This is a genomic window from Nocardia sp. NPDC057353 (assembly GCF_042667085.1).
Lineage (GTDB): Bacteria > Actinomycetota > Actinomycetes > Mycobacteriales > Mycobacteriaceae > Nocardia.
In genome coordinates this window covers 23,663-39,160 of record NZ_JBHVAK010000035.1, presented here as the reverse complement: position 1 = coordinate 39,160, position 15,498 = coordinate 23,663, and the positions used below count along the sequence as shown (strand labels likewise).

The following is a 15,498-nucleotide window of genomic DNA, read 5'->3' as shown; positions in this document are numbered from 1 at the left end:
CTCGCCTTCCTCGCGGGCTTCCACGGGTACCCGGCCGCGCCCGCCTACCGGGCGGCGGGCGATCGCGGGCGGACCGCGCTGGAGCGGATGAGCGGCTGGCTCGGGCCGCTGCGCAGCCACAGCGGGAACCGCAGGTTCATCTCGACTCGGATGTGGGAGGCGCACCTCGCCGTCGCCCACGGGGGTGAGGGCGCGGCGGCCGTGGTCGCACTCCGGTACCCGAGCAGCGCCGGGACCGTCACCATCGACGGCGTCGAGATCGACCGGGGCACGACGACCTTCGCGGTCGTCATGCCGATCGGCGGCAGCGGGCCGGAGTGGATCGACATGTCCACCGGCCGGTCGTACGACAGCCCGCCGGTCGACAAGATCTCGCGGGGGGATTCGCTCGTCACCATCGTGAGCGAGCACGGGCGCACCCTGCTCGCGGCCGCGGACAGCGAATCCGCGGCGCCGCCGCCCGCCGGGGTCCGGCCCGCGCAGCTGCCGGATCCGGCGGACACCCGGCCCGCGGGGCACTACCTGCCGCCCTCGCGCGCCGCCCAGCAGAGGCTGACCGAGGCGATGACGGTCTGGGGAGCACCGGTGATCGGGGCGGACCCGCGGTCGAACCCGGCCGACCCGGCGGGGATCGCCTGGGGCGAACTGATCGCCGGGCCGTCGCGGCTCCGCGCGGACGACCTGGACAGCGCGCTCTCCGGCCTGTCGACCTTCTGGGGGCTGCCGCGGGTGGCGACGGCGTCCGTGCCCGGCGGACCCGCCGACGCCGAACGGACCGGCCGGAACGAGCCGGATGCGTTCCTGCGCGCGGAGAAGTGGCTCGGCTGCGGCCTGATGGACGCCTCGCTCGGCGGCGACACCAGGGCCGAGCAGCTGGACACCATCACCGACGGCGTGCACCGCCTGGGACCGGGCGCGGCCGCGCTCGTGGTCGTGCCGGGGCGGAGCCGGTCGCGGGGGCGCAGGCCGGATCCGGGGAGGACGGTTCTCGTGCTCTACCCGGAGCAGCAGCCGGGGCAGCCGGCGCCGACCGGCCCGGTGTGGTTCGACCCGAGCACCGGGGAGACCTCGAATTTCCCCTTCCCCGAGCTCCTCGCCGGCTCGGCGCCGCTCCGGTTCATCCCGGGGACCAGGGACCAGGTGCTCGCGGCGGCGACACCGGGGGCGGAGCCGCCGCCGGTCCCCGGACCGGACGTCATCCGGCGGTACGGGCCGGGCGGGTACCGGCACTCGATCGACCTCGCCGACCAGCGCGCGCTGGACGCGGCGCTCACCGGGCCGGACGGCGCGCCGGTGGTGTACGCCGACCCGAGCGCCTACCCGTCGCGCGCCTTCCCGTACGGGCGGCGGGTGAACGGCCCCGGCTACGCCTCGTTCGGCCGGAACAACAACTGCGCCGAGACCACGGCCTGCGGTATTTCCGCGTTCTTCGGCAACGCCGACGTGGCGCTCGCCCGCTGGGAGCCGCACGGCGGCGACACCCAGGGCGAGGAGCGGCTGCGGCGGTACTTCGGCGGTGCCTGGCGCGGCTTCGCCGACGGCGCCGAGGGCAAGGAGCAGATGGAGCGGATCCAGCGGGACCTGCGGCGCCGCGGACCCCGCTGGGCGGCGGCGGTGGTGACCAAGGGCTACCACGAGGACGACGACGGCAGCAGGCTGCTGGTGGACGGCGCGCCGATCGCCCAGAACGCGCACGTACGCCAGATCGTGTTCCCGGAGGGCGCACGGAGACCGGTGTGGTGGGACGCGCAGGCCGAGCACACCGCCGACCACGTGTCGAGCATCGTGCTCGACGTCACCGACGACGCGTTCTACCTCCCCGTCACGGCGGCGCAGATGGCGCACGTCGCCACGTTCTTCCCGGACATGACGATGCCCGCGGACAACGCCACGGTGCTGCAGCTGCGCGGCCGTGGGGCGCCGGGGCGGCTCGCGGCGCAGGTGGGCGGCGCAGGCGCGCACGCGCAGCTGCGCGGCACCGGCGCCACCACGTCGGCACGAGCGTCGAGCACCGGCGTTACCACGTCGGTGCAGGCGTCGAGCACCGCCGACACCACGTCGGTGCAGCCGTCGAGCACTGGCGCCACCGCGCAGCCGGGGACCCGCACCGCATCGAACGAGCACACCGGTGGGCAGGCGCGGGCCGAGCGGGCCGGGCCGCTCCCGGCCGAGCCGCGGCTATCGCCGCTGCACAACCCGGTCCCGGCACCGCCCGCGCTCACCGCGGCGGACCCGGACCGGCAGGCGTGGATGACGCAGCTGCTCGCCACCGGCGACGGCGTCCTGGTCGGCGGTGATCCGCGCACGAATCAGGCGGCGGGCGGCGCCTTCGTCCTGACGGCGGGCCGCGACCCGGAAGCCGCCGAGGCAGGTGTCGACCCCGACGACGCGATGCTCGCGCACCTCTCCAGCTTCTACGGGTACGTGCAGGCCGCAGCGGTGCGCCCGCCCGGGGACCAGCGGCCCGGCGGCTTGGCGCAGGTGATGCGGTGGCTCGGCCCGCCGCAGACCGTCGGCGGCGACCGGGCCCGGCTCGCGGCACACCTGCGCGCCGTGCACGAGCAGGTCCGGCAGCTCGGCGCGGGCGGCGCGGCGGCGGTCAGCCTGCGCGGCGATCGCGCCGACGCGCCGGGCTCGGTGCGCCACCCCGGCGCGCCGGTGTCGCTGTCGGTCATCTACCCGCTCGGGGCGAAGGGCCCGCTGTGGTGCGATCCGATGACCCGGCTCATCTACGACCGCCCGCCGCTCGAGCTGCTGAGCGACACCACCGCCTCGGTCGTCTCGATGCAGGCCGACTTCGGCCCCGCGCTGCTCGCCGCGCTCACCGGGCAGGTGGACGAGGTGGTCGGGCCGCTGCAGCCGGAATCGCCGTCCGCCGCCGGTATCCCGTCCGATTCGACGCAGCGGACCGCTCCCCGCCACCCGGCCCGGCTCACGCCCGCCGAGCTCGCCGAGATCCCGCGGCCGTCGAACCTCGACCGGCACGGGCAGTTCGGCAGCGTCGATCAGCGGGCGCTCGACGCGCTGCGGCAGGCGTTGACCCGCCCGGACGGCACCGTGGCGGCCTTCTTCGACCCCGGGACGCATGCGCCCGCCGGGCAGCCGGTCATCGACTACATCAACGCCCCGGGTGAACACGTCGTCGGCCGGAACTACAACTGCGCGCCGACCACCATGGCGCTGCTCTCATCGTTCATGGGGTTGCCCGATGTGGCGGGCCCGGCACTTCCGTGGCGAGCGCTCGACGCGTCACTGCGGCCGCTGGACCACGAATCGTGGCTGTTCTCCCGCACCCTGTCGCCGAAGAAGTCGAGCAGGCTCAGCGGTCAGATGCTCGAGCTCGAGCGGAAGATCAAGAATCTCGGCGAAGGCACCTTCGCGTTCGTCACACTAAGCCTGTTCGGAGCGGCGCACGCGGTGGCGCTGCTCTACCCGGAGGGCGCGGAGAAGCCACGGTGGTACGACGCGCAGGCGCGGACGTCGGGGCGCACCGCCGAGAACCAGATCCGCAGCGAGTGGGCCGAGATTTCGGGCTATGTTCCCTCGTCGGCCGCGCGGGTCCTCGAGGGCGCCAGGCGATCGGCGGCGCTGCGGGCCGCCGTGCTGGACCCGTCGGGTTCGGGCTACGTCCGCAATCCGCATCCGGGGCGACCGGTCGCGGCGGGGCGGCCTGCCTTCGGCGCCCTGGTGGCGGCCGAGGGCGCCGGTGCGGTGAACGCGGCGCAGATGTTCGCGGCGACCGTCGCGGGTCTCCCGCGGATCGCAGTGCCGATCTGGAAGGAGGCGGCCCTCCAGAGCGGGAAGGAGGCCGTGTTCTCCCTGGCGGAGAAGCCGTGGGTGGTCAAGTCGTCGGCGTCCTTCCCGCTCCGGACGGCAGGCAAACTGGCCTCGATCCACGCCGAGGTCGCGGCGCGGTCCGCGGACGAACCGATCTTCATCGTCGATGTGGGCACGATGAACCTGAATAAACCGGGCCGAGTCTGGGTGGTCACCGCCCCGCCGACGATGGAGCCCGGTACGCGGCAGCCCCAGCCCGGTCCGCCGGTGTGGACCGACCCGTTGACCGGTGAGACCCGCGAAACTCCGCCCGAGATTCCCGGCCTGAAGCCCTTCACCATGGTGCGGGTGCAGCGCACCACCATCGACGAGCTGCGGAAGTACCTCACCGATGTGCGGCCCTACCCCATCGCCACCCCGAACTTCGCGCCGGTTGCCGCGAGCGCGGTCGCCGGTCGGCAAGGCACGGAGTCCGGTGATTCCGGTGTCGGCGCGGCGAACACCGGGGCACGGCCGACGCACCGGGACGGCGAACCCGCCGCGCGGATCACGCCGCAGCCGAACCTCGCCCCTGCGCCGCCAGAGCCGGGCGCCGAGCACGGGCCGCGGCCTGCCGCGTCGACGGACTCGCTCAGCGCGGACGGCACCGTCGAGCCCGCGCAGGCACCGCCGCCCCCGGGGCCGGTGCGGCTCACTCCGGAACAGCTGGCGATCATTCGGCGACCGTCGCAGGACGGCGTGCCCGGGGTGCACGGCAGCGCCGACCTGCGGTCGCAGGAGCGGCTGCGGGACGCGCTGCGCCGCGAGGACGGCAGCTACGCGGCCTTCGTCGACCCGGAGACCGTCGGCCCGGACGGTCGCCGGGTCGTCGACCACATCAACGCCGCGGGTGACCGCGCGCCGGGGCGGAGCTGGAACTGCGCCCAGTGCGCGCTCTCCTACCTGTCGTCGTTCTTCGGCCTGGTGGACACGGCCGGGACCACATCGCGGCTGCTGCCCGCCGACCCTGGGTTGGCCTCGATCCGGGTCGCCGAGCGATTCCTCGACGCCCAGGCGATCGACTCCGGCCACCGGCCGGGGCGGGCGCGGGCCTGGTTCGACCTGGCGCACGGGCAGGTCGCCGCGCTCGGCGAGGGTGCAGGCGCCTGGGTGCGCATCACCTACGCCGACGACAACGGGAACGCCGCGGGCATGCACGCCGTCGCCCTGGTTCACCCGGAGGGGGCGGCGGGGCCGAGGTGGGTCGATCCCCAGAGCGGCATGGTCTCCGACACGCTGCCCGAGTACCTGGCGAAGGGCGCGGTCCGGGTCGAGTTCGTCGCCTCGACCGCGCAGCGGATGTTCGAGGGGGCGCAGCGCCGACGGGCGGTGGAGGCGGGCAGGCGGTCGTGGCAGGGCTTCGGGCGTGCGCCGCGGTCGGCGGCGGGGATCCCGCTCGCCCGGCTGGTCGCGGGGCCGACGGCGCGGCCGGTGGAGGGGGCGATCGCGCTGGCGCTCACCGCGGTCGGCACCCCGCGCACCGCGCCACCGTTCCGGCCCGACACCAACCCGCTCGGCCGCGGCGCGGAGATCAGGTCGCGGCTGCACACCGTCACCACCGCGGAGCTGGCCGGTCTCTTCCCGTCCGCGCCGCGGCTGCTGGACGACCGCGGGCAGCCGTTCACCGCGAAGCTGCGCGCGGTGCACGACGCGGTCGCGTCGCCGCCCTACGGCCCTGGCTCGGTGGCTGTGGTGACGGTCCCCGGTGACCCGAGCGTCGCGTGGACAGTCCACCAGCCGGAGACCGAGGGGGCGGAGCCGGAGTGGACCGACGCGGTCACCGGCGAGACCTCGACCCGGCCGCCCGAGCGGCTCTCGACGGCGGCGGTCGAGTATGTGATCGCCACCGGCGGCGAGCTCCGCGCGGCGGCGTCGAGGCTGGTCGAGGACGAATCGATCCCGCGCAGCGACGCGACGGGGGCGCCGCTCGACCCGGCCGCGCAGCCGGGCCCGCCTGGCATGCCGACGATCGCCGGGGCGCAGCCGCCGCTGACCCCGGAGCAGCTCCGCGACATCCGGCGGCCGACGCGCGCCGCGGTCCCCTGGGTGCACGGCAGCCCGGACCAGGTGGCGCTGGACGCGCTGCGCGCCGCGACGCGGCTGCCGGACGGCAGCTACGCGGCGTACTGGGACCCGACCTCGACCCTGAACGGCGACCGGCCGCTGATCGAGTACATGAACGCGCCGGGCATCAACACCCTCGGCCGTGCCACGAACTGCGCGCAGGCCGTGATGGCCTTCCTGTCGTCGTGGCTCGGGTTGCCCGACGTCGCAGGGCCGCGGCTCGGCAGGGACCCGTTCGACAGCGCACGGTGGCACCTGGAGCTCGAGCAGTGGCTGAACTCGACGACGATCGATGCCGGTGTGACGAAGGATGGCACCCCGCAGTCGGTCGCCGAGCAGGTCGAGTACGTGGAGCGGGCGGTGGCCGACCTGAAGCCGGGCGGATTCGCCTATGTGTCGGTCGGCTGGCGCGGCGGCGGCGCGCACGCGCTCGCGCTCGTCTACCCCTACGGGGCGACCGAGCCGGTCTGGTGTGACGCCCAGACCGGGAAAACAGGTGCCGCGGTACGGCAGGACCTGCTCGACCGCGCGCGCAGTGTGATGCTCGTTCCCTCGACCGGCGAGCGGGTGCACGCGGCGGCGGTGCGCAGCCGGGCGGTCGAGGACGCGCTGCGGGATCCGTCCGGAACGGGCTACCTGCGCGGGCAGCATCCCGGTCAGCCCGCGCGGCCGGGGGCCGCGCCGTTCGGCGAGCTGATCACGGTGCCGGAGGCGGAGCCCGCCGAGGCGGTGGCCGCCTTCCTGACATCGGCGGCCGGGCTGCCCCGGATCGCGGTCGGGCCATGGACCGCGGCCACCCCGGATGCGGCCCCGCCGTGGGTCAGCACGCCGAGCGCCGCCGACCTGACCCTGGTACCGCTCAAACTCCCGCCCGCGTCGTCCATGCGGGCGGGGGCCGTGCTCGAGCTGGTCAACGAGCGCAGGATCGCCGGGGGACCCGGTTCGGTCGCCGTGGTCGAGATCGGCGCGCAGCCGAGCGCGATGTGGGTGGCGATCTTCCCCGAGTCGGCGGGGAGCACCGGACCGGTGTGGTGGAACGCCGCGACCGGCACGGTCAGCGACACCCCGCCGGTCGTCGCCGACGACGCCGAGATCTCCTGCACGGAAACGACGCTGGACGCGGTGGCCGCCGCGGTCTTCCGAACGGACCCCCTCCCCGCCCGTGAGCTGAGCCACGCTGTGCCGGTGCCGCCGGTCCCGCCGGCCACCCTGTCGCCCGCCGAGTTGGCGGCGATCGAGCCGCCATCGGCGCAGGCGCTGCCGGGGACGCTCGGCTCGGTCGATCCGCGGGCACTCGAGCGGGTGCGCGCGGCAACGCGGCTGCCCGACGGGCGCATCGCAGCGTTCGAGGATCCGGAGAGCAACCCGCGCGGCGGGGAATCGCTCCTCGACGCGCTCGAGGCAGCCGCGGCGCAGAACGGGCCGGTGAGCGACGAGCAGTTCGCGCTGTCGCTGCTGGCGAACGTCATCGGGCTGACGGACGTGCCCCCGCCGGACACCGGGGTGGTCCCGGAATCCGCGGCGTGGTCGCCGATCAAGGTGGCCGAGCGCTGGCTCGGCTCGGCCGCGGTGGCGGCGGACCCCAGCGTCGAGCGCGAACTCGGCCTTGGCCCGACGCCGAAGCACGTGCTGGAGCAGCTGCTGGTGGCGTACACCGCGGTCGCCGCGCTCGGCCCCGGTGCGATCGCCTACGTGCAGGTGTCCGCCGAGCCGGACGGCCAGGACGCCACCGGAACACCGGGGGTCGCCGGTACCTCCCCGGTCAGCACGCTCGCCCTGGTATTCCCGGCCGGCGTGGATCGGCCGGTGTGGGTCCATCGGCGGGGAGGAACGATGGGGCCGCCACCGCTGCACGTGCTCACCGCGGTGGCCCCGGATCGGGCGCGGGTCGAGTTCGTCGCCTCGACCGCGCAGCGGGTCGCCGCTGCCGCGCGCAGGCAGCAGGCGGCGCGGTCGGGGTCGCCGCTGGTCGAACCGAATGTCTCGGCGGCCGATTCGGCGCTGGCCCGGATCGCCGAGCTCGCCGGGGTCGCCATGCCCGCGGCCCCGTCGTTCGACGCCGTGCCCGGCGCTGTCCTCGCCAGCGCGATGTCGCTGTTCGAGTCGAGTCTGCGCCCCCTGTTCGCGCTGTTCCCCGCGGCGAGCCGCACCCGGCTGGCCGACCGCGCGCAGCCGATGGCGGAGAAGCTGGCGGCCGCGCGCGACGCGGTGCTGCGCCGCGGCCCCGGTTCGACCGCGGTCGTCGCGGTGGTCTCGCCTGCGAAGATGGTGTCGCACGCCTTCGTGCTCTCCTACCCGGTGTCCGGTGCGCAGGAGCCGACCTGGCAGCACCTGCCCTCCGGCGCGACCTTCGCGACGATCCCGCAGTTCACCAGCGCCGACGAGGTCGATTTCGCGGTCGCGTCCACGGCGGAGGTGGCCGCCGCGCTGTCGGCGACGACGCGGGCACCCGCCCGGCCGAATGCCGCGCCGCCGCCCGCGACGCAGGTGCCGGGCGAGCCGGAGGCCGCGCCCGCGACACCGGCGGTGCGGCCAACGCCCGACCCGGCCGCGCACGGCGCGGCGCGGCGCCGGTCCCGGTTCTTCCGAAAGCTGTTCCGTCTCTTCCATCCGGCGGTGGCCAGGCCGACCGGCCGGGCGGGGCTGCCGGAGTTCGCCGCAGAGCGGGCGGCGGGGCACACCGACCCCCGCGCGGACGGACCCCGCGGGTTCGACGTCCCCGTGGTGGGCGTGCCGTCGGCCCAGGGCACCGACACCGCGATCCCCGGCCGCGATCAGCCGATCGGCGCCACCCGGCCGACCGGCGCCGCCTTCCCCGGCCGCTACGGCTACGTCGACGAGGGGGACCAGCGGCGGCTCGAAGCGGCGTACGGCGGCGCCGACGCGGTCGAGCCCTACCTGGACCCGGGCACCGCGATCGACGGGCAGCCCGCGATCGGCTCCCTGGTCAACGGCGCCGGGACGGCGCAGCGGGGGCGCGCCGCGAACTGCGAGAGCTGCGTCGAGGCGGGGCTGCTGAACTTCCACGGGCAGGCCGTCGTCGCGGCGCCCGCGATCGGCCCGAAGGCCGCGAGCCCGGGACGTCGGGACGCGGCGCGCATCGAGCGCATGCTCGGCACCCGCCGGATCACCCTGCCCGAACTCGGGCCAGGCAGCTCGCCGGAGGCGCACTTCCGGACGGTCCGCGAGGTGCTCGCCGCCGCGGGCCGCCGCTCCTCGGCCGCGGTCTCGGTGCGCTGGCACGAGCGGGACCGGGACAACCGGAAGGTGTACACCGGCGACGGCGCGCCGGCCTTCACGGGCGGGCACTCGCTGACCATGGTCTTCCCGGCGAAGGCGGACGAGCCGGTGTGGTGGGATCCGCAGACCGGGCAGCGGGGTGCCCTCCCGCCGCACTACGCGACCGAGGCGGGCGAGGTCTCCTTCGTGCCCGCCACCCCCGCGCACGTGGCGGCCGCCGGCGAGCACGGTCTGGCGCTGGAGGATTCGGTGCGGGCACCGGACGGCTCCTTCCTGCCCTTCCGGCACCCCGGCCGGTACTCGTCGGTGCCCGGCGGTGCGCCCTACGGCGACTTCGTGATCTTCGACGCGGAGGCCCCCGGTGTCGTCTTCGCCCCGCACGACATCGGCCTGGCCGCGGCGGCCACCTTCCTCGGGCACCCGCAGTTCGCGGTGCCGCACCGGAGCCTGCCGGTCGCCGGGACGGAGTTCGACGAACAGGCCGCGCACCGGGCGGGGCGCCGGGACGTCGGGCAGTTCTTCGGGCAGCCCATGACGCAGCTCGCGCCCGACGGCCGCGACCTGTCCGCGCGGCTGGCCGAGCTGAGCGGGTTCATGCCCGCGCTCGGCACCGGAGGGGTCACCTTCCTCGAGGTCACGATGCAGGACGGCCGGATCGAGCCGGTGCTCCTGGTCAACCCGGTGCGGGAGGCGGGGGAGGAGCCGGAGTCCGGCGCCACGGAGCCCCCGGTCTGGTGGATGCCGACGCGCAACACCACCTCGGGCACGCCGCCCACCTTCGCGGCGGACTCCGTGCGGTCCATCTCCTTCGTGTCGGCGACCGCCGAGCAACTGCGCGCCCGGCTGGAGGCTCCGGAACGCACCCCGGTGGACAGCCCGCAGCTCGCGCCCGCCACCGACGCCAACGGCTTCCGGCGCTTCGACAACGACGACGACGCCGAGCGCTACGGCGATCTGACGCTCGGCGGACAGTACCCGGCGCTGCCGCCGGAGCAGCGCCGCGCGGTGGACCGGTACCTCGGCGACCCCGGCGTCCTGACGCCGATTCTCTCGGCAGGCGAGGCCGCGACACCGAGCCCGGCGCAGCAGCAGGCACTCACCGCCTACCTGGGCGCGGAGCCGACCCCGGACACACTCCGCCGCGAACTCGCCGAGCTGGACGCCGCCGTGCGGCGGCCGCTGCCCGACCCGGTGCGGGTCACGCACGCGCTCGCCGACGCGAGCACCCTGCTCGCCGCCGACGGCCTGCCGCTCGGCGACCGCCGCCCGCAGTGGCTGGTCGGCACCGAGCAGACCGTGGCAGGCCACCTGACGGCCACGCTCGGAAAGGCACCGGGGAAGCCGTCGCCGGTCCGGCTCGAACTGGCACTGCCACCGGGCAGCACGGGCCTCGCTGTCGGCGGCTCGGTCAACGGCTCCGGTCACCGCGAACTGCTGCTGCCGCGCGACCTCCGCTACCGGATCACCGGCGTCCGCGTGCTCGACCCGGATCCGGAGCTCGGCCCGAACGCGCCCGAGTTCGCGATCGAGGCCGAGGTGCTGGTCCCCGGCCGCGCCGGGGAACCGCCCTATCCGGCCGTCGTCGAGCCGCTGGACACGGTGTCGCCGTCGTATGACGGTGCCCCGGTCGATTCGACGCCGCCGACCGGCCCCTCGGGCCCGGTCCGGCTGACCCCCGCCGAGCTCGCCGAGATCCCGCGGCCGTCGACCCGGGACCAGCACGGGGTCTTCGGCAGCATCGACAAGACGGTGCTCGACTCGCTGGTGCGGGCGCTCACGCTGCCCGACGGCAGTACCGCGGCCTTCTTCGACCCCGCGACGTACGCGCCGGACGGGAAGCCGATCCTCGACTACATCAACGACCCCGGCAACCACCTCGTCGGCCGGAACTACAACTGCGCGCTGACCAGCATGGCGCTACTGGCGACGGTCATGGGGCTGCCCGATGTCGCGGGGCCTGCCACACCGCTGGTACCGCGGGACCTTTCACTGCGGCCGATGGATTTCGAGGGCTGGCTGTTCTCCCGCACGCTTTCCCCGACGACGATGGCGGGGGGCAAGCGGACCCCGCTGCACGTCCAGAAGGCCGAGCTCGAGCGGAAGATCCAGGATCTCGGCCCCGGTCATTTCGCGCTCGTCAAACTCCGGGGCTTCGGAAATTCCCACGCGATGGTGCTGCTCTACCCGCCGGGCGCGAAGCGGCCCAAGTGGTACGACGCGCAGACGAAGAAGTCGGGGCGCGCGGCCGAGAAGCAGCTCCTGGAGAATTTCCTGGAGATCACCGGCTACGTGCCGTCCTCGGCCCAGCGGGTGCTGCAGGGCGCCAGGCAATTGCGCGCGCTGCAGGAGGCCGCGCGGGACTCCCCGGGGTCGGGCTACGTCCGCAATGCGCATCCGGGGCAGCCGGTCGCACCGGGCCGCCCGGCGTTCGGCGGCCTGGTGGCGCACCCGGACGCCGGTGCGCTCGACGCGGCCCAGGCGCTGGCGGCGACGCTCGCGGGGATTCCCCGGATCGCGGTGCCGATCTGGGCGGAAGCCGCCGTGCAGAGCCCGGATCTCGCCGGTGACTCCCTGATGCCGAAGCGGTGGGTGGCCGAGCCGTCGACCTCGTTCCCCTTCCGGATCTCCCGCAAGTTGGCCAGGGTGCACGACGAGGTCGGGGCGCGGTCCGCGGACGAGCCGGTCACCATCGTCTCGGTCGGCTCGCAGGACCCGCGCCACCGCGGCCGGGTCTGGGTGGTCACCACACCGCAGCCGACGAACCCCGGCGCGCAGCAGGCACGGAACCCGGTGGTGTGGACCGACCCGATCACCGGCGAGACCCGCGACACCCCGCCGGAGATCTCCGGCCTGATGCCGTTCACCGCGGTGCGCACCTTCCGCACCACCGTTCCCGAGCTGCGGAAGTACCTCACCGCGGTGCGCTCCATCCCCATGGGTCCCCCGGAACCGGCGCCCAAGCCCAAGCCCGAGGCGGCCCAGGCTCCCGCGCCCGCGGTGAGCGCGCCGAATGCCGCCGCCGATCCGAACGCGGTCGGGGCCTTCACCGAGCCCCGCGCGCCGCGGCCGACCGGCCGCATGGCCGCGGCGGCGGCGCGGGTCCGGCGCGCCTTCGGGGGCCGGGCCGCCCCTGGGCCGGTGCCAAAGCCAGAGACGCTGCCGGCGAGCCGGGCAGGCGTACCGGAGGCCGAGCCGGAGACGCCACCCCAGAGCCGGGCGGGCACACAGGAGGCCCACCGGGGGACCGTCGCGGTGCCCGACCCCGCCGCAGCGCCGAGTTCGAACTCCGCGGCACCGGGAACCGATCCGGCTCCGGAGCCGAGCTACGACCCGGCACAGGGCCCGGTGGTGCACCCGCCCCTGACCCCGGAGCAGCTGCGTGATCTCCGGCGACCGTCGCTGAGCGGGATCCCCGGGGTGCACGGCAGCAGCGATCTCCGGATTCTGGAGATGCTGCGCGCCGCGTTGCGGCAGGACGACGGCACGTACGCGGCGTACTGGGAGCCGACCGCGACACTGCGCGGAACCCGGCCGCTGTTCGCCTACATGAACGCTCCGGGAAACAAGGTCCCCGGCCGGGCCACCAACTGCCCGCAGACCACGGCCACCTTCCTGTCGTCGTGGATCGGGCTGCCCGATACCGCGGGGGAGCGCTACGGCCTGCATCCGCTCGACCCGGCGCGGTGGGAGCTCGGCACCGACCAGTGGCTGGGCTCGCTGGAACTCCATGCCGACCAGACGAGCGCGGGCGCACCCCGGTCCATCGCCGAGCAGGTCGAATACGTGGAGCGGGTGGTGCAGAACCTGGGGCCCGGCGGGTTCGCCCGGGTGCGCGTCGGTTGGTCGGCGGGCGGCGGGCACGAGCTCGCGCTCGTGTTCCCGCACGGTGCGCAGGCGCCGGTCTGGGTCGACACGCAGAATTGGCGATGGGGTCCCGCTCAGCGCAGGCACCTGATCGATCGAGCCGCGGAGCTGAGCTTCACTCCGTCCACGGCGCTCCGGGTGCATCAGGCCGCGGTGCGCATGCGCGCGCTGGAGCGGGCGCTGCAGAACCCGGCGGGGCCGGGGTATGTGCGCGGGCAGCACCCGGGGCAGCCGGCCGCACCCGGCGCGGTGCCGTTCGGCGGGCTGGTCACGCAGCCGGGAGTGACGTCCGGCGAAGCGGTGGTCGCCTTCCTGGCCTCGGCGGTGGCGCTGCCAAGGATCGCGGTCGGTACCTGGACCGCCGCCGCCCCGGATGCCATCCCCGGGCAGGTCGTCAGCCCGATCCATGACGTTCTGATGCCGCTCGAGCTGCCGCCCTTCGGGTCGATGACGGCGGCGGCGAAACTGGCGCTGATCCATGATCGCCGGATCGCGGCGGGCCCCGGTTCGGTCGCCGTGGTCGGACTGGGGACGCAGCCGGTCACGCAGTGGGTGGCGATGTTCCCCGAATCGACGGGCAGCACCGGTCCGGTGTGGTGGAACGCGTCGACCGGGGAGGTCCGCGACACCCCGCCGACCGTCGCCGACGATGTCGAGGTCGACGCCGGCGAGACGACGCTCGACGAGGTGCAGGCTGCTCTGCTCGCCACGAAGCCGGCCCCCCTCCCGCGGTTGGCCGCGGTAGCACCGCCGCTGCCCGCGACGGCACCGGTGGCACTGTCCGCCGCCGAGCTGGCACTGCTCCGGCCACCGTCGGAGCTCGCCGCACCGGGAACGCTCGGCCCGCGCGATCAGCGTGCGCTGCGGCGGGTGCGGGCGGCGATGCACCGGAGCGACGGCAGTTTCGCCGCGTTCGAACATCCCGGGGTGAACCCGCGGGGCGGGGAGCCGATGATCGAGGTGCTCGCGGCACCGGACGGTGCGCTGGACGACGGGCAGCGCACGCTGTCGCGGCTGGCGACGTTCATCGGGCTCCCCGACGTGCCGCCGCCGAGCACCGGGCTGGCTCCGGTCTCCGACGGGTGGTCGCCGCTCCAGCTGGCCGAGCGCTGGCTCGGCTCCCCCGCGATGGACGCGGAGACCGTCGCGCTGACCGCGCTCCGGCACGCGTACGGCAGGCGCGCCGACCCGCCCGCGGACGCGGCGAAGCAGCTCGACGCGGTCCAGGCCGCGGTCGAGAAGCTGGGCCCCGGTGGGATCGCCTTCGTCCAGGTGACCCTCGCGCCCGCTGACCCCGCTACTACCGCGCCCGCCGGGGCACGGAAGCCGTTCGCCACGATCGCCGTGGTGTTCCCGGCCGGAGCGGACCGGCCGGTGTGGTGGGGCAGCGAGGGGGTGACGACGACGCCACCGGCGGAGCTGGTGGCGCGGGCCGAGTGGGTGGAGTTCGTCCCCTCCACCGCACAGCGGGTGGCCGCCGCCGCGCGCAGGCAGCGGGCCCTGCCGCCCCCGGATGCGCTGCCGGACGGACCGCTGCTGGCCGGGGTGGCAGGCAAACCGGTCGCTGCGGCGGTGGCCATCGTCGCCGGTCTCGCGGGGCTGCCCAGGACCACGGCTCCCGGCTGGGCGGGCGCCGGGTTGGACACCTTCGACCACGCCGTCCCGTGGCTCGACGCGCAGCGCACGACGCTGCTGGAGCTGTTCCCCGCGGCGAACCGGCATCGGCTACCCGATCCGTCGCAGCCGCTGGCGCAGAAGCTGGCGGCGGTGCACGACGAGGTGGTACGCCGCGGACCGGGTTCGATCGGGGCCGTTGTCCTGACGGAGAAGCTCCGGATGGCCCAGGTGTTCGTGCTCGCGAACCTGGCCGGGACGGGACCGACCTGGTGGCATGCCGTCTCCGGTGCCACCTCCGCGACCATCCCGGCCCCGCCGGGCAACTACGCCGTCGAGTACGCCGTCGCGACGACGGCGGAGGTGCGTGCCGCGCTGCTGGCGACCGAGCCGATCCCCGGCCACGTGCCCGCACCCGTCGCGCCGCAACCGGTCACCCCGGAACCCGATCAGCAGCCGATACCGCCCGCGACCACGCGATCCCGGTTCTTCCGGCGGGTGTTCTGTCTCATGCGGCCGGGTGCGGACGAAGGGGATGTTTCGGGCCTCTCCTGGACAACGGGCGGGCCGGACGCCGAGCCGCGGTCCGACGATCCGGTGCGCGACGACGAGAAGAAGAGCGACGGCGGTGCCGACGACAGGAAGCCCGGCGCGCCGGACCCGAGCCCGGCGTCGCGGTCCGGGACGCCGCCGCGCAATCCGCGCCTGCTCCGCCCCGGACGTGCCCGCCCGCAACGCGTCTGGCCCGAGGAGTGGGAGCCGATCCCGGAGTTCCACGCCCCCGCCGCCGAGGTCGACTGGTTGCCCGGCGATGCCGAGGAACCACCGGAAACCGCTGAGCCGCAACCGCAGCCGGTCGACGTCCCCTTCACCCTCGGCCTCGGCGAGGACGTCCGATGA

The 15,498-nt window shown here is 75.2% G+C and carries 1 protein-coding gene (running past one end of the window); it reads left to right on the top strand.

Features of this window, described 5'->3' with window-relative positions; translation table 11 throughout:
- Nucleotides 1–15,498 carry the 3' portion of a toxin glutamine deamidase domain-containing protein gene (locus ACFUUZ_RS19285; RefSeq protein WP_378697980.1) on the top strand. It extends 15,792 nt beyond the left edge of the window, so only the last 15,498 of its 31,290 coding nucleotides appear in the window; its start codon lies beyond the left edge, outside the window; the stop codon is at nt 15,496–15,498.